We start from the raw sequence: 15,477 nt of genomic DNA, 5'->3' as shown, positions 1-15,477 counted from the left end.
CTGCAGATTTAAAAGGTAAAAAGCCCAATCATTAAATGTTGGGCTATAGCTGATTGAGTAGAATGGAAGCTTTACTGACGAGTACTAATACTCATCCTCTTCTGCGGCATCTTTAATGCGCTCTTTACGCTCCTGCTCCTCTTCAAATGCAGCTTGGATCTCTTCCAATACCGCATTAATGTCAGCGGTATGCTCGCTTTCAACAAACTCGCCCGTGAGCTCGCTTTCAGGTGATAGTTCACCAGATTCAAACTTTAGCCACATCTCTTGCGCATATTTAGTTTTTAATAATAAAGGTGCAAACTGACCGTAGTACTGGGTCATGTTGTTTACATCACGAAGTAACATACGCTTGGCGTTATTATTGGCTGCGGCATCTACTGCTTGAGGTAGATCGATAATCACAGGGCCTTTGTCATCCAGAAGTACATTAAACTCTGAGAGATCGCCATGAATAAGGCCTGCACAGAGCATACGTTGTACATCTTTCATCACTTGATAGTGATGTGCGGTCGCCATCTCGGCAGTAAGGCTAATATCATTGAGTCTTGGTGCGACGTAGCCAGCGTCGTCAGTGACCAGCTCCATCAACAAGACGCCATCAAAGCAGCCATATGGTTTCGGTACACGCACACCTGCATAAGCTAGGCGAAACAGCGCATCAACCTCGGCATTTTGCCAAGCCTGCTCTTGCTCTTGACGGCCATAATTTGAGCCTTTTTCCATTGCACGAGCGCGGCGACTGTTGCGGCCTTTACGACCTTCGCGGTATTCGACGGCTTTTTTAAAGCTACGTTTGTCAGCTTCTTTGTAGATTTTAGCGCAGCGGACATCATCGCCACACCTTACGATGTAGACATCAGCTTCTTTGCCACTCATTAATGGACGAACAACTTCGTCTATTAATCCTTCATCAACCAATGGTTGGAGTCGTTTAGGGGTTTTCATAGTGCTCTTATACCTTACTTAAGCAAGCTATGGAACAAAAGTGGGTAATTCATCATAAAAGATTCGGCCTATGGCAGTCTTTTAATGCTTGTTCGTTTGTTGCCACTTAATAAACGTATTGAGACTTTGGATTCAGTGGCAACCATATCAGAAGTATTTGAATAGTTAAGGGCATATCCACTCAGTTTTATGTGAGGAAAGATCCCTATACCTGAAATCAATTGACCTTGGGCGCTATAAGTTAATGCTGCACTGTAATTGATGCTAATGCCGCTTTGCACTAGCTTCACCGAATGACGCGGACTTAAACTACCTCGGGTTCGCTCTCCTATAATCTTTACATTCGGCCAGTTTGCGGCTCTCAATGCCAACCACTCGCACTCTTGTTGGCAGCTTGAGTCGACAAGTAAATGCAGCTGTCTTCTTTCACTGGTAACGTATGGATATTTAGCTGCTCTACGGACAAGCCATTGGCTAAAAGCTTTTGTGTTATCAAACTGACTATTAAACCCTACTGTTTCTAGTTGGGTTTGTTCAAAAAAAGGCAATTCATCTAATGAGGAGAATGCTTGTCTTGAGAATGAGGCTATATTAGAGCTTGGATAACGTTTGTATTTTATCAAACCTATGGCGCTGTCATAGGGAAGATAGCTCGGCGCAACATTATCGTTAAACCACTGGCTAAGACGATTATCTATTGAGGTTAATTGCCTTAAATCCAACCGTATTAGATTGCTAGTGTTAGATTCAAGCTGTTTAAAAAAGTGACTCTTAAACTTATTATTTGCTGGGTATATCAGAGTTTGTGGCTCAGAGGGTGACTGTTTATGTTCAAGTATAGTGCTTTGCTGAATATCCTCGTTGGAGTAAGCTAATTTGGTCGTATGCTGAATGCTATCGCCTTCTGAGCTTGCAAAGGTGAATTGAGCCGAGTCTGAGAGAGGAAGGCCTATATGTTGTCTTAGCTGGTTAATGCGAGATATCCAGCGGCTTTGCTCTATCGCAGAAAGCTTTAAAGAATCTGGGATATAATGTTGAGCGGCGGTGACCCACCGATTCATTGGCAGGCCATCAATATGGGTGAGGTATGGATAGTCTTCATCAAACAGCTCTTCATTCGACATAAATGCAAGCCAGTGCTTGTCATCATGGTGTAACACGCCTTGGAAACTTGCTAGTACTTTGGAGCGAGGCACATTATTAGGTAGTGTGACGCTAACTGCAGGATCGTTTAATATCGATAGCCAAGCTTGTAAACGAATATGGAATATAGAACTGTTGGTGCTAGGAAGATTGGCGAGCAGCAAACGTTGGCTTACCAAATTAAAGTGCTGTTTTCGATGTGGATCTAATGCTGCAAAAGCTGATTTTTGATTGATATCACTGAGCAACTGTTTAATGTCTTGTTTTTGCTGCGCTGAAGTTAGCTGATAAGAGGCGCTGTGTGGGAAAAAAGAGAGTCTAATTAGCTGCACGGCACTTATGAGCATCATAGTTGCAAAGATAAAGAATATACTTTTAACACTCAATGCCATATCTAATCCCTGATATGGGCAGGCTTAACTAGGCATATAGCCTGCCATTTTGAACCATTCGGGTCACTGCATTTATGCCCACACTTCCCAGCTATCTAGCTAAAGAATGTCGTTAATCGAGATCCCTATGCCAATACGTTGGTTATGTGAATTATAGTCGATTAAACTTTCACCGTAGCCATTAAAGTATTGGGTGTATAAGCGTAAGTTGCCCATGATGGGATAACTCCAAGTAAATTCAACCGCGCCATAGTTAGGTTTTTGTATATAGTTACGCACCATCAAAGTGAATCTATGGTCATCTAAGCCATAAACCCCTCTAAATTCTACATTGCCCATATAGTCGGTAATATCGGGGTTATCATCTCCCTGCGGGGAGGTCGGTGTCTCTTTTTCATCTTCAGGAATACGCCACCAAGCCTTAGCTTCGAGTGCGAATGGTCCAGAGTCAAACACCATCATGCCGTATAGTCTGTTCCAACTTCTCGATAATGAGCCTGCTTGACCATTGGACTGATGCACCGCGCCCACTCCCCAAAAGGAGTTCTTTAGCGGCCCTAATTGCCAGTCATTAGTGAAGATCATAAAGATTTCTGGCTCATGATTAGTTTCTCTAAAAGGTGAGGAGATATCTTTGTTGTATACCTGCCAATATGACTGGTTTGTGTAAGCGGCAAATAGATGACCGTTGTCGCCAAAGACATTGTGCCAAAGAGGAAATTTAAAGCTTATTTGAAACTTAGCTTCTAAATTATCAAGAGTGAAAGGGTGCTCTTTTGCCTCTTGAGCAAAGGGGTCCATATTCGGTGAACTGTTGTAAGTCACTGGAAGAATGTAATTTACCTTGTGCGGTGTTATTACATAAGGCCGGTCACCGGTTTCTGTTTCTTGGGTAATACGGTTATCTACCAGTGATTTTTCACGCTTCACTTCGATATCTTCAGTACTGCTATTTGCTTGCTCAGTGCTTTTAACGGGTTCGGCAAATGACGCAAAGGAGCAGCTCAATCCAATAGACAAAAAAAGTGTGCCTAGCTTGTTCATAACATTCCCTGAAAGTGATTAAAACTATGCTTTTTTAATTTGCGGACAAGTTTACCTAGCAACAGGGGTTATTAACAGAGTTATAGCAAACTCGTAACGGGTTCTATGATGCCGTTCAGCGTAATACTTGCTGTTTCCGTTGTGATGTAAAGCGGATATTTGCCACTCTAGCTAGATCCAAATGCAATAACTTAGTGCCGAATAGCTGCTCGTTGGCTGGCTAGTTTAGTGTGAAAAACACAGCCTCAACTTTCAACGTATTGAATTAATTGGTTTTATAGATATTTATCTGCTGGTTTTATGATATGCATCACCTCATTAATAACTAAAAGTTATAAGAGGTTTGAATTTTCTATTTATTATGGAATAAGAGGGCGGCTATATTCAGGCTATCAAATTAGAGTGAGGGTGCGTGATGGAGATTGTAACTTTACCGGGTCAAGCCGCAGGTGGAAAAGTGTGGCTAGTAGGTGCTGGCCCTGGTGATGTTGATCTGCTAACTGTTAAAGCTTATCGAGTGTTGCAAAGTGCAGATGTTGTGCTGTATGACGCTTTAGTTAGCGAAGATATCATGGCGCTTATTCCTAATAAAGCTGAAAAGATAGCTGTGGGAAAACGTGCAGGTAAGCACAGTGCAGCGCAAAGCGAAATCAATCAACTGTTGGTGACCAAAGCATACACCCGTAAAAATGTAGTTCGCCTTAAAGGTGGCGACCCGTTTATTTTTGGTCGTGGTGGAGAAGAGTTACAGACAATTGTTGAAGCCGGTCTGTCATTTGAAGTCATACCAGGGATCACTGCCGCAAGCGGCACTGCAGCTTATACAGGGATCCCATTAACCCATCGCGATTATGCCCAGGGTGTCAGTTTTATCACTGGCCATTGCCAACTAGAAAGTCGCCCTATGGACTGGCAGGGCTACGCTAACCCGAACAATACCTTAGTGGTCTATATGGGGATCCTAAACGCCAATATCATTAAAGCAGGTTTACTGGGTGCAGGACGCTCAGCAGACACGCCTGTTGCTATCGTATCGAAAGCGACAACTCATGAGCAGCGCACCTTTGTTGGCACGCTCGATAATATTGAGCAGCTTGCAGCAGATCCTGAACTTGTTATGCCAGCCTTAATGGTAATTGGTGAGGTGGTTGAATTGGCTGATAGCTTGAACTGGTTTAAGCCTCAAGGCTTGCCAAGCAGTGATTTGAGTTTAAACAAAAAAATTAAATAGATGTGCTTAGCACAATAGAATCAAGAAGACGGAGAACTAGCATGGCCGCCAAAGAGTTAAGCCATTTGCAACAATTAGAAGCTGAGAGTATTCAAATTATCCGCGAAGTTGCGGCAGAGTTTGATAACCCAGTAATGATGTATTCCATCGGTAAAGACTCTTCAGTGATGCTGCATCTTGCACGCAAAGCTTTTTATCCTGGAAAGATCCCATTTCCTTTACTGCATGTCGATACTGATTGGAAGTTCAAAGAGATGATCGCCTTTCGTGATGCACAGGCGAAAGAGTTTGGTTTTGAATTGCTAGTGCACAAAAATCCTGACGGTATTGAAATGGGCGTAGGTCCGTTTACTCACGGTAGTGCAAAGCATACCGACATCATGAAAACCCAGGGGCTTAAGCAAGCACTGAATAAATATGGCTTTGATGCCGCCTTCGGTGGGGCACGTCGCGATGAAGAGAAATCTCGTGCTAAAGAGCGAGTATATTCATTCCGTGATAAGCACCATACTTGGGATCCGAAAAACCAGCGTCCAGAACTATGGCGAACCTATAACGGTGCGGTAAATAAAGGCGAGAGCATTCGAGTGTTTCCGTTATCAAACTGGACAGAGCTTGATATTTGGCAGTACATCTACCAAGAAAGTATCGAGTTAGTTCCGCTGTATTTTGCTCAAAAGCGTCCCGTTGTTGAGCGTGATGGCATGATGATCATGGTGGATGATGACAGGTTGCCTTTAGAAGAGGGTGAAACGGTTAAAGATGAGTTAGTGCGTTTTAGAACGCTAGGTTGCTATCCATTAACCGGGGCAATGTATTCAGAAGCCGATACGTTAGAAAAGATTATCGAAGAGATGTTGTTAACCCGCTCAAGTGAGCGTCAGGGACGACTTATCGATTCAGATCAAAGTGCCTCGATGGAGCTCAAAAAACGTCAAGGTTACTTCTAAGCGCGGCAAGTTACAGCCTTATTAGATTTTAAAGGAATTACTCATGAATCAAGCAGTCAATAACAACACCCGCTCAGCCGCTGAGCTTGAAGATTTAGGTGTGAAAGAATATTTATCCCAGCAGCAACATAAAGGTTTGCTGCGCTTTTTAACTTGCGGTAGCGTCGATGATGGTAAAAGCACCTTAATAGGACGTTTACTGCATGACAGCGCTCAAATTTATGAAGACCAATTAGCCAGTCTAAAAAGTGACAGTGCTAAAGTGGGCACTACCGGTGAAGAGATTGACCTGGCATTACTTGTTGATGGCCTGCAGGCTGAACGTGAGCAAGGGATCACTATTGACGTTGCTTATCGTTACTTTTCAAGTGACAAACGCAAGTTCATTATTGCCGATACACCCGGCCACGAGCAGTACACTCGCAATATGGCAACAGGTGCATCTACCTGTGATCTAGCGGTCATTTTAGTTGATGCACGTTATGGTGTGCAAACACAAACACGTCGTCATGCTTTTATAGCTTCACAGTTAGGCTTACGTCACTTTGTGGTTGCGATTAACAAGATGGACTTGCTTGATTTTGACGAGAAAGTCTTTAATGACATTAAAGCTGAGTTTGCTGAATTTGCGGCGCAGCTAGGTGATATCGATATTCGTTATGTGCCGTTATCAGCATTAAAAGGTGATAACGTCGTTGAGCGCAGCGCGCAAACACCTTGGTACACTGACGGCACTTTACTTGAGCTATTAGAGACCATTGATACCCGCCGTGAGCTCAATAGTCTGCCTGTGCGTTTCCCTGTGCAATATGTATTGCGCCCCGATCTCGATTTTAGAGGCTTCTCTGGCACACTCTCTTCTGGGGTTATTAAAGTCGGTGATGAGTTGGTGGCCTTACCATCAGGTAAACGCAGCAAGGTTGAACGCATCGTCACATTTGATGGTGACCTTCAAGAAGCCATCGCTGGGCAAGCCGTAACCTTAACACTTGAAAATGAAATTGATATCTCTCGTGGCGATCTACTATCACAAGTTGAAGATGCACCATCGTTGGCCAATCAGGTGAGTGCCGATATCGCTTGGATGGACGAAAAGCCGCTGCAAATAGGTCAGTTATATGATCTAAAAGTAGCCGGTAAAAAGCTGCAAGCAAGTGTAACGAATATCGAGTATTTAGTTGATATCAATACACTAGAGCGCAAAGATAGTGAGGTCATTGGTTTAAATGACATGGCACGAGTAACGCTTGAGTTAAACGAAGCGATTGCAATCGATCCATACACTTTGATCCGTGATACCGGTGGCATGATCTTAATCGACAGGCTGTCTAATGCAACCGTGGCCGCTGTAATGGCAGTAACAACGGCTAAAGCGAAGCAGGCTACTAGCCAGTTTACTGACTTTGAGCTGGAGCTTAATGCATTGATCCGCAAGCAGTACCCGCATTGGCAAGCCCTAGATATTAGCAAGTTAGAGGGCTAGCAGTGTCAGAGCTGTGGGTGTTATCGAGCATATTACTTGTCCTTGTTGTAGCCTTAATGGCTGGAGCATGGACACCCGCAGCCCTATTTTTTACAGCCGCATTAACCACCTATCTTCTTGGTATGGTGGAGTTGGAAACGGCATTGGCAAGTTTTACCAATGCAGGATTAGTGACGTTAGTGCTGATTATCTTGTCGACGGCAGCACTAGAAAAGACTTCGTTACTCGGCAAGCTGAGCCAAGTGGTAGGCCAAGGCTCATTGGCATCAACTATGGCGAAGCTAGGTTTATCGACCGCGCTGCTGTCTTCGTTTACTAATAATACGGCGGTGGTGTCATCTTTAATTGGTGTGGTAAGGCGCAATCAGTCTCACGCACCGGCTAAGTTATTATTGCCATTGTCTTATGCGGCCATTCTCGGGGGAACCTTAACGCTAATAGGTACCTCTACCAATCTAATTGTGAACTCTTTTGTTGAAAATGCGGGGCTAGAGCCCTTAGGATTTTTCGAGTTCTCAATGATTGGTGCAGTGATCGTCACTCTTGGCGTCGGTTTACTGGTATTGCTAGCCAATGTGCTACCAGACAGGCGCGAAGAAAGTGCAGAGGAAAGCTTGCCTTACCTACTAGAAGCTCGTGTTGCTAAGCTCTCGCAGTTGATAGGTAAGAGTGTGTTGGATAACCGCTTACGAGCATTGAAAAAGCTTTACTTAGTTGAACTTGAACGTAGTGGTATACGTATTTGCCCTGTTCCACCACATTTGGTGCTGCAAAGTGAAGATATATTACGTTTTGGTGGCGCAGTAGAGTCAGTGGAGCTATTACATCAGTTTGATGGTCTCGAATGGTTTGGTAAGCAACAAGCTAAAGGGCAGAACCTCATTGAAGCGGTACTTTCACCGACATCAAAACTTGTTGGCACCTCGTTAAAGGTATCAAAGTTTAGGGAACGTTTTGATGGTGCTGTATTGGCTATTCGTCGTGGGCATCACCCGTTAAAAGGGGGCCTTGGTGATATAGAGCTGCAAGCGGGTGATGTTTTATTGATTACTCCCGGTGATAGTTTCAGCCATAACGCCAAATTAGCCGCTGATTTTGTCGCGGTAAGTGGTCTGGATTTGAGTGTTCGTCTAGATAGTAAGCGCAGTCGGTGGGTGCTCGGTGGTTTTGTATTAACCATTTTTGCCAGCCTCATAGGCGCCTTACCGTTGATCAAAGGTTTGATTCTACTATTGATTAGCTATGTCGCTATTGGCGCGGTGAGTTTAACTGAATTAAAGCGACGTTTTCCTATTGAGCTTGTGGTCATTGTTGGCAGTGCGTTGAGTTTAGCTAATCTGATGTTATCGACGGGGCTGGCAAATGATATCGCTAGTTTTATCTTAACGTCACTCAATGGTTTTGGTGTTTTTGCCGCTTTTGTCTGTGTGTATTTTTTAACGTTACTGCTAACAGAGCTTATTACCAATAATGCGGCTGCAGCGCTCGCTTTTCCCGTTGCCTACGCCATAGCCTTAAATTATGGCGTCGATACTCGGCCATTTATCTTGGCTGTCGTTTTTGGCGCAAGTGCGAGTTTTATATCGCCTTACGGTTATCAAACTAACCTAATGGTTTATAGCGCGGGTAATTATCGTTTTACCGATTTTTTAAGAGTGGGAATACCGTTATCGGTATTGTACTCATCGATAGTCATTATTTTGGTGCCGCTGTTGTTCCCGTTTTAGGTTTTAGTCAATCTTAAGCGTGTTACCTGATAGTTTGGCGCAATGTTATTTATTAGATTAAAGTTCTGGAGTGGTTATGTCTGACATCGTTTGGCACCAACATAGTATTGACCAAGAGTCTCGTGCTTTGCTGAAAGGGCAAAGCCCTGTATTACTTTGGTTTACTGGGCTTTCTGGCTCTGGCAAATCAACGTTAGCAGGAGCATTAGAGCGGGCACTGTATGATGCAGGTTTTCATACCTATTTACTCGATGGTGACAATGTTAGGCACGGCCTGTGTAAAGACTTAGGCTTTAGTGCTGATGATAGAGATGAAAACCTACGCCGTGTCGGCGAAGTTGCCAAGTTGATGGTTGATGCAGGTCTAGTGGTTCTATCAGCCTTTATCTCGCCGACTAAAGAGGAGCGTGAACGTGTTCGCGGCTTATTCGATGAGGGGCGTTTTATTGAAGTTCATGTATCTACCCCTATAGAGGTTTGTGAGGCACGAGATCCTAAAGGGCTTTATAAAAAGGCGCGAGCGGGAGAAATTAAAGACTTTACCGGGATCTCTGCACCTTATGAGACTCCGACTGCGGCAGAGCTGACTATAGACACCAATAAGGGAGACTTAGCATCTCAAGTTAGTGCGTTGCTCGACTATCTAGCTGCGATTCAAGTGATTGACGGGGCTAAGCTAAAAGCAGCTGGTTAGTATTTCATTTAAACTGAGCTGATAAAAATGCCATACATGGATTCATGTATGGCATTTTTGTTTACGAACTCATATTAGTTTAAGGTATTTATATAAAGGCTGAATACAGTTTATTGATGGATGTTCGTTTAGCTAGGAAAGGTAGTACGCTCATATGGCTATTAATCAGTGGGCATGCAGTTATAGCTTTTGCAGTTGTAGTACCGATTATTGGTCAACAATGAAACATGACAACTCTAAATGAAATTTGACCATGGCTGTTTTACTATTTGTGAAGATAATCGCCCGTCAGTACATAGATTTCTAAATAGAGAAGGGAGTTAAATATCTTAAGGAGAATTGTGGCTAGTCAAAAGCAGGTGTGCGAAGAATTTAAAGCCGATTTTATACCTTGCTATCAAGTCGATAAGCTTGGTCTTGCTATTGAGACATTAGGTAAACTTCCGATAAATGGCTTGCGACATAAAATAGAAAATGGAACGTGCGGCTGGTACATTTGGTGCGGTGAAGAACTGAGACCGGATGCTGATTTTTTTAAACCATTACACGTGAGTCATTTAAAAGAATATTTACCAGAAGTGGAGCGATATTTAGCACTACCTCCGGGTTATAGATTTTTAATTTCTGGTGATTTTGAGGATGTTTGGTATGACTCTTCCCTCATGAATATTTAATAAATGCTAATGGAATTTTTCACATTGTGGCCGCGATATTTTTACGCTACTTTCAAATGATAGACTAAATGAAATGTTGACGTTTGACTCAAGGGAAGTATGTCACTTAAAAATCAGGTTATTTTGAAAGCCGCATTGAGTAATGCCGCAATGTTTATTGTGGTTTGGTTGGGGATTTTAGCCGAAGCTTGGTTAGATAGTGAAGATGAAGTAAGCGTTAAGGGGGCTCTCATATCTTTTTTATTGCTACAAACTTTAGCTTTAATTCTAACTTTTAGGGTGAAAATGAGATTAGACCGTAATCCCATAAAGTAGTTTAAACACATACATTACACTTCATTTGATATTCAACGCTTGGCAATGTTCCCTGCTAAAAATACAGGTTAAAGTTTCGCTAATTCCATTAATATCATGCACAAGAGAGAACCTTCGTCGATGCCTGAACCAGAACTATCGAAAATTATGTCCTTTGAGACTGGGCAAAAACTTGCTGAGTGGCTCACAGAAAATCACGCAACTGAAACTGAGTTGTGGATAAAGATTTATAAGAAGGGTTCAAAAGTTCAGAGCGTGACTTGGAATGATGTTGTGGTAGAAGTTTTATGCTGGGGCTGGATAGATGGCATAAAGAAGTCGATTGATGAGCATGCTTATCTGCAACGTATTACCCCAAGGAAAGCGCGCAGTAATTGGTCTAAAAGAAACACTGAGCATGTTGAGCGTTTGCTAAGTGAAGGGCGGATGAGGGAGAGTGGGCTTGCTCATGTGAATGCTGCGAAAGCAGATGGACGTTGGGAAAATGCATATCGTGTCAGAGAGATGGAAGTGCCAGCAGATTTCTTAGCTCAATTAGAGAGTCAGCCTTTAGTGAAGCAGTTTTTTGAAACGCTTTCCAAATCGAGTCGTTATGTTATTGCTCATGGGCTGACAAGTGCCAAGAAACCCGAAACGAGGCAAAGGCGAATTACAAAGTATATGACCATGCTTATTAATAAAGAGAAACCGTAAATAAAGAAGTTTAGAGTATGAGCTTACCGATAAGGAAATATAGCAGCCTGTTTTCATCACTCTTCATTTTAGAATACTAGGGGCAGTCAAGTGGCTGTATAATCTGAGTCTAGTTAATCAACCTGCTCTAATCAATCCTAAAATCTTGGGCAAATACCGCTTTTAATGCTTTGATGTAGCTGGTGTCAGTATTGAAGTGGATCAATTGCGCTAGTTCATCGCCTACCGGCGTGAAACGGTAATAACTGAAAAACAGCTGACCGCTTTTCGGGGTGAGTTTTAGCTTGATATTGCTAAGCGCAAAGTGAATCGGTTTTTTACTGCTAAGTAGGCCTGTTTCTAGCTCGCTGCGATGTAGAATTCCCGCTTCAATCAAAGTTAAAATATTAGAATAGGGCAGCCCAAACTGCGATAAACCTATATTAGTTTGAGTCGGTTTTTTAAATAGATGCCCTAAGCCACTGGCATGCTTAAAGCCAATGACTAGCTTCAATTTGCTCTCATTATTAACCAGTACTGACATCCCCAAGGCTTTTTCTAGTATCTGCGCTTCTTTGTGGGTTAGCTGCTTTAACGTGGTTAATGTACGGAGGCTAAAGTTACCTGGGTTGGTGATCTCGCAGGCTAAAATACGCCCCCAAAGCTCCTGCATTTTGCGGTTGTGGATCTGCTCGGCAAGTTGAAAAAATTGGTGCGCCCAATCGGCATCGAGATCCATACCGGTAACATCTGAAGGGGTTTGGCTTATGGCAATCTTATAGATAGTTTCTAAATTTGACTGGTACTGATTAGCGAGCTTTTGCGCTCTATACACGCTGCGTTCAGTGATGGAGGCGCTGCTGGGTCGATAATCCCCTTCGCTGGAGAGTCCAAGCATCCGCCCAAGCTGCAGTGCTTTCTTTCTTGCTGACACATCGGCTGACTTGGCGCCATCAATAACCGTTGGTTTGTCTATATGCGCTTTCGAGTCTTGCACTGTTTCAACCATCAGCCGAGTCCTTTGTAAACATTACAGTTATCTTTATGCCGAACAAGTCGTTAATTGTCTAGCTATTTGTCTGCGTTAGTCAGTGGTGGCAGTTTGCCAAATAGCGCAACCTCTTCGCCCCTTTGTGGGTGACGAGGCACATTTATCGCTAAAATCAGTGAACACACAGCGAAGCCTGCACCGATGTAAAATACTAGCGCTGGTGAGGTTAACCACAATAGCCCCAGTAGGGCGGGGATCACCACCGCTGCAATATGATTGATGGTGAAGCTTACTGACATAGTTGCCGCAATATCTTTGGGATCGGCAATTTTTTGGAAGTAGGTTTTTACCGCTATCGCCATTGCAAATAAAAGGTGATCTATTACGTAGAGCGCAGCGGCAATTTCCGCGTGCTCGACTAGCGCATAGCTGACAAACACCAGGGTTAAACCAATATATTCAATCGTTAACGCATTACGCTCACCAATACGGCCAATGAAGCGGCCAATTGCTGGGGCAAATAGCAGATTCACCACGTAGTTAATTAAGAAAAGTGAGGTTATTTGGCTGATGCTATAGCCGAACTTCTCAACCATCATAAAGCCAGCGAATACCATGAAGATCTGCCTTCTGGCGCCAGAGAAAAAGGTCAGCATGTAATACAACCAATAGCGTTTTCGTAGGATGATTTTTTTGTGTTGTAATTCGCCTTGAGGAAATGTTGGAAAATACATTGTAATGGTGATGACCATCACTAGCCCTAACACACCGATGATGGCGTACATCCATTGATAATCGAGCTGTAACCAAGTCAATATTATCCAAATACTGCCATAACCCATCAAAGCTGCTGCACTTCGCCAAGCGAGTGCTTTTCCTAAAAAGGCTGCGGTATTTTTCTTTTCAACCCACTGCAAGGTAAGTGATTGGTTGATGGTCTCAAAGTAGTGAAAGCCAATCGACATCAATACCGTGGTGATATATAGCCCCAGTACTTGAGGGAAGAATCCCGTTATTGCAACTCCCACGCACAATAAGGTTAACGACAATAAAGCAAAGGTTTGCTCTCTTATCAGCAGCAGTACGAAGATAGCGGTGAATGCAAGAAAGCCCGGCACCTCTCTCAGGCTTTGTAAAATTCCAATTTCGGCACCGGTAAACTGTGCTCGTTCGATAACAAAGTTGTTGAGCAACACCTGCCAAACGGCAAAAACGAGTGACATGATAAATGTCATCCAAAGTAATAGCTTTTGCGGGTTATTCTTCATTGAAACTATCCATGTACTGCGGCGAAAGGGTGAGCAGTATATACCAATCCGTAAAAATTTGGGGACTCAAGGTGGTTTTACTATGCACTGATAAACTTTGAATGACATCCGCAATGTGTCGCTCAAGTATGGCGTTATTTTAGTCTGCTTTTTAACCTGCTAAACAATATGCGGACTTGATTTTTATGGAGCTGACCTTGCTGAATAAATAAGCATTTCTATATTCGAACAGTCCGTCTTTTTTGCGTAACAAGTTTGTCATGATTAGTTAATTGCAGTATTTGCTAATTTATTTTTTCTCTTATATTCTTCAATTTTTATGCTAAGGGTGCTGCTTTAAGTTGTTGATAGTTATCTATTTACCTTGCTTTTTAGATGTGGCTGTCAGCTGTTAATTTGCTTTAGCTAATGTAAGTTGTTTGTAAATTATATTGTAAAGAATAATGCAAATCGTTCTCATTTGGGGTAGTTTGGCGGCAATAATTAGGGATGCTGGATTCCAGCAAGAATCAATTGAGAGCCGTTTTATGAAAAACATGTCAAAACATGTGAAGCTAAACCTACTCGCTGCAACTATCGCTGGTGTGTTTAGTGCTAGCGCCATGTCAGCAACAGATCCAGAAGCATTAGCCGCAGCCATTGCCAAGCAAGAAGCTGAACTGGTGGCCTTGAAGGGCCAGCTGAAAGAGTTGGCTAAGCAGCAGCGAGAGCAACAAGCTCAAGCTGAACAACAAAAAGCGCAGCAGTTAGAGCAGCAAACTGCAATTGAAACGGTTCAAGCTGAATCTAGCAAACTAAGTAAATTCTCTTTTAAGTCATACGGTAGTGTCATCTATACCAATGATGAATATTACGACAACGTTCAGGATACAACCCCAGAGCGCCGTGGTCGCTTTGACCTTGAGCGAATTGTGACTGAGTTTGGCTATCAGTTTAACGATGAGTGGGACATGGAAGTTGAAATTGAATATGAGCACGGTGGTACTGGTTCATCTTTAGAATACGACGGCTTTGATGAATTTGGCGAGTTTGAAGCTGAGGTTGAAGCTGGCGGCGAAGTGATGATCGAAAAGGCACAAATTCGTTATCGTCCAAGCGACGCGTTTGGCGTTAAATTCGGTAATATCCATCTGCCTGTTGGTTTGAGTAGCACTCTACATAAGCCTAATCAATATCTTACTGTTCAGCGCCACAAAAGTGAGGCTGCAATGCTTCCAGCTGTTTGGAATGAGAACGGTATTGGTGTTTTTGGTGAAATTGCCAATTTCCATTATCAAGCACAGGTTGTTAGCGGTTTAAATTCTGAATACTTCCGCACTTACGATTGGGTTGCCTCTGGTCACCAAAAACGCTTTGAGCATGTTAATGGCGATGATCTGGCATACGTCGTACGTTTAGATTACGGCAATTTTAAAAGCGGTTCAGCTGTTGGTGTTTCGTATTACTACGGTAATACCAGTGGTAACCGTCATAAAACTAACAAGATGAGTGCTGATGGCACCGTGGGTATTTTATCTGTTGCAGGCGCCTATGTTGAGGGCCCGTGGATTTTACGTGGTCAATATCTTAACGGAACCTTGAGTGACGCAGACGCAATTACTCAAGCGAATAAAACAACCCCGGGTCTAAAGCCTGGTAACTTTGCCCAGCTTGGCAGTGAGTCTGAAGCCTTCTTTGTAGAAGCCGGCGTCGACTTAAGCCACTTCACCTCTATTCCTGTCACTGTTTTTGCCAATATCGATTATTCAAACCCACTTAAAGAGGTTGAATCGGGCATCGCCACTAAGCGATACGAAAATACTTGGATTAGCGGTGGCATCAACTACTTCCCTATCCCTGAGATTGTTATCAAGGCTGAGGCTGGTGTGCAGCAAGTTGCAGTGTCTTCAATTCCTGATACCAACTTCTTTGCGCTAGGCGTGGGCTATCAGTTCTCGCTATAAAT

14 protein-coding genes are annotated in these 15,477 nt (G+C 43.2%); 9 read left to right on the top strand and 5 right to left on the bottom strand.

The window, feature by feature from the left end; all coding sequences use genetic code 11:
- Positions 1–84: 84 nt before the first annotated feature.
- From SWP_RS18130 to SWP_RS18120, 3 genes are all read right to left on the bottom strand, one after another.
- A complete protein-coding gene (locus SWP_RS18130) occupies positions 85–948 on the bottom strand; it encodes a PA4780 family RIO1-like protein kinase (RefSeq protein ID WP_020914071.1) in 864 nt (287 codons plus the stop codon).
- Positions 949–1,016: 68 nt separating this feature from the next.
- Positions 1,017–2,483 (bottom strand): S41 family peptidase, encoded by a 1,467-nt coding sequence (locus tag SWP_RS18125; RefSeq protein WP_020914070.1) that lies wholly within the window; start codon positions 2,481–2,483, stop codon positions 1,017–1,019.
- Positions 2,484–2,582: 99 nt separating this feature from the next.
- Positions 2,583–3,527 carry a phospholipase A gene (locus tag SWP_RS18120; protein WP_020914069.1) on the bottom strand — a complete coding sequence of 315 codons (945 nt, stop codon included), beginning with the start codon at positions 3,525–3,527 and terminating at the stop codon, positions 2,583–2,585.
- A 415-nt stretch (positions 3,528–3,942) separates the two neighbouring features.
- On the opposite strand from SWP_RS18120, the gene cobA reads away from it, so the two are divergent.
- The 8 genes from cobA to SWP_RS18080 all read left to right on the top strand — a co-directional run bounded on the left by cobA (position 3,943) and on the right by SWP_RS18080 (position 11,294).
- Positions 3,943–4,758: a uroporphyrinogen-III C-methyltransferase gene (gene cobA, locus SWP_RS18115; protein WP_020914068.1), complete on the top strand. Its 816-nt coding sequence runs from the start codon at positions 3,943–3,945 to the stop codon at positions 4,756–4,758.
- A gap of 41 nt (positions 4,759–4,799) precedes the next feature.
- The gene (cysD, locus tag SWP_RS18110; protein ID WP_020914067.1) at positions 4,800–5,708 is read left to right on the top strand and encodes a sulfate adenylyltransferase subunit CysD; all 909 of its coding nucleotides are present in this window, start codon (positions 4,800–4,802) and stop codon (positions 5,706–5,708) included.
- 43 nt (positions 5,709–5,751) lie between these two features.
- On the top strand, positions 5,752–7,191 hold the full coding sequence (gene cysN, locus SWP_RS18105; protein ID WP_020914066.1) for a sulfate adenylyltransferase subunit CysN: 1,440 nt from the start codon (positions 5,752–5,754) through the stop codon (positions 7,189–7,191).
- A gap of 2 nt (positions 7,192–7,193) precedes the next feature.
- Complete coding sequence (locus SWP_RS18100; protein ID WP_020914065.1) at positions 7,194–8,918, top strand: SLC13 family permease; 1,725 nt, start codon at positions 7,194–7,196, stop codon at positions 8,916–8,918.
- 76 nt (positions 8,919–8,994) lie between these two features.
- The gene (gene cysC / locus SWP_RS18095) at positions 8,995–9,612 is read left to right on the top strand and encodes an adenylyl-sulfate kinase (RefSeq protein ID WP_020914064.1); all 618 of its coding nucleotides are present in this window, start codon (positions 8,995–8,997) and stop codon (positions 9,610–9,612) included.
- A gap of 341 nt (positions 9,613–9,953) precedes the next feature.
- Positions 9,954–10,286 carry an immunity protein Imm33 domain-containing protein gene (locus SWP_RS18090; protein ID WP_020914063.1) on the top strand — a complete coding sequence of 111 codons (333 nt, stop codon included), beginning with the start codon at positions 9,954–9,956 and terminating at the stop codon, positions 10,284–10,286.
- A gap of 99 nt (positions 10,287–10,385) precedes the next feature.
- A complete protein-coding gene (locus SWP_RS18085) occupies positions 10,386–10,601 on the top strand; it encodes a hypothetical protein (RefSeq protein WP_020914062.1) in 216 nt (71 codons plus the stop codon).
- Positions 10,602–10,721: 120 nt separating this feature from the next.
- Positions 10,722–11,294, top strand: a complete 573-nt coding sequence (locus SWP_RS18080; RefSeq protein WP_020914061.1) for a YdeI/OmpD-associated family protein — start codon at positions 10,722–10,724, stop codon at positions 11,292–11,294.
- Positions 11,295–11,421: 127 nt separating this feature from the next.
- Here the strand turns inward: SWP_RS18080 and SWP_RS18075 are convergent, their stop codons facing one another.
- Positions 11,422–12,282 carry a TIGR03899 family protein gene (locus tag SWP_RS18075; RefSeq protein WP_020914060.1) on the bottom strand — a complete coding sequence of 287 codons (861 nt, stop codon included), beginning with the start codon at positions 12,280–12,282 and terminating at the stop codon, positions 11,422–11,424.
- A 62-nt stretch (positions 12,283–12,344) separates the two neighbouring features.
- Positions 12,345–13,532: an MFS transporter gene (locus SWP_RS18070; protein WP_020914059.1), complete on the bottom strand. Its 1,188-nt coding sequence runs from the start codon at positions 13,530–13,532 to the stop codon at positions 12,345–12,347.
- A gap of 527 nt (positions 13,533–14,059) precedes the next feature.
- Between SWP_RS18070 and SWP_RS18065 the strand changes: the two genes are divergently transcribed.
- Entirely contained in the window at positions 14,060–15,475 is a 1,416-nt protein-coding gene (locus SWP_RS18065) for a porin family protein (RefSeq protein WP_020914058.1), read from the top strand.
- The last annotated feature ends 2 nt before the right edge of the window (positions 15,476–15,477 follow it).

Origin of the sequence: Shewanella piezotolerans WP3, from assembly GCF_000014885.1 — a bacterium.
Classification (GTDB): Bacteria; Pseudomonadota; Gammaproteobacteria; order Enterobacterales; family Shewanellaceae; genus Shewanella; species Shewanella piezotolerans.
This window is presented reverse-complemented; position numbering and strand designations above follow the sequence as displayed.

Coding starts and splice junctions, on each gene's coding strand:
- SWP_RS18130 (WP_020914071.1), bottom strand. CDS start 948: ATGAAAACCCCTAAACGACTCCAACCATTGGTTGATGAAGGATTAATA.
- SWP_RS18125 (WP_020914070.1), bottom strand. CDS start 2,483: ATGGCATTGAGTGTTAAAAGTATATTCTTTATCTTTGCAACTATGATG.
- SWP_RS18120 (WP_020914069.1), bottom strand. CDS start 3,527: ATGAACAAGCTAGGCACACTTTTTTTGTCTATTGGATTGAGCTGCTCC.
- cobA (WP_020914068.1), top strand. CDS start 3,943: ATGGAGATTGTAACTTTACCGGGTCAAGCCGCAGGTGGAAAAGTGTGG.
- cysD (WP_020914067.1), top strand. CDS start 4,800: ATGGCCGCCAAAGAGTTAAGCCATTTGCAACAATTAGAAGCTGAGAGT.
- cysN (WP_020914066.1), top strand. CDS start 5,752: ATGAATCAAGCAGTCAATAACAACACCCGCTCAGCCGCTGAGCTTGAA.
- cysC (WP_020914064.1), top strand. CDS start 8,995: ATGTCTGACATCGTTTGGCACCAACATAGTATTGACCAAGAGTCTCGT.
- SWP_RS18085 (WP_020914062.1), top strand. CDS start 10,386: ATGTCACTTAAAAATCAGGTTATTTTGAAAGCCGCATTGAGTAATGCC.
- SWP_RS18080 (WP_020914061.1), top strand. CDS start 10,722: ATGCCTGAACCAGAACTATCGAAAATTATGTCCTTTGAGACTGGGCAA.
- SWP_RS18075 (WP_020914060.1), bottom strand. CDS start 12,282: ATGGTTGAAACAGTGCAAGACTCGAAAGCGCATATAGACAAACCAACG.
- SWP_RS18070 (WP_020914059.1), bottom strand. CDS start 13,532: ATGAAGAATAACCCGCAAAAGCTATTACTTTGGATGACATTTATCATG.
- SWP_RS18065 (WP_020914058.1), top strand. CDS start 14,060: ATGAAAAACATGTCAAAACATGTGAAGCTAAACCTACTCGCTGCAACT.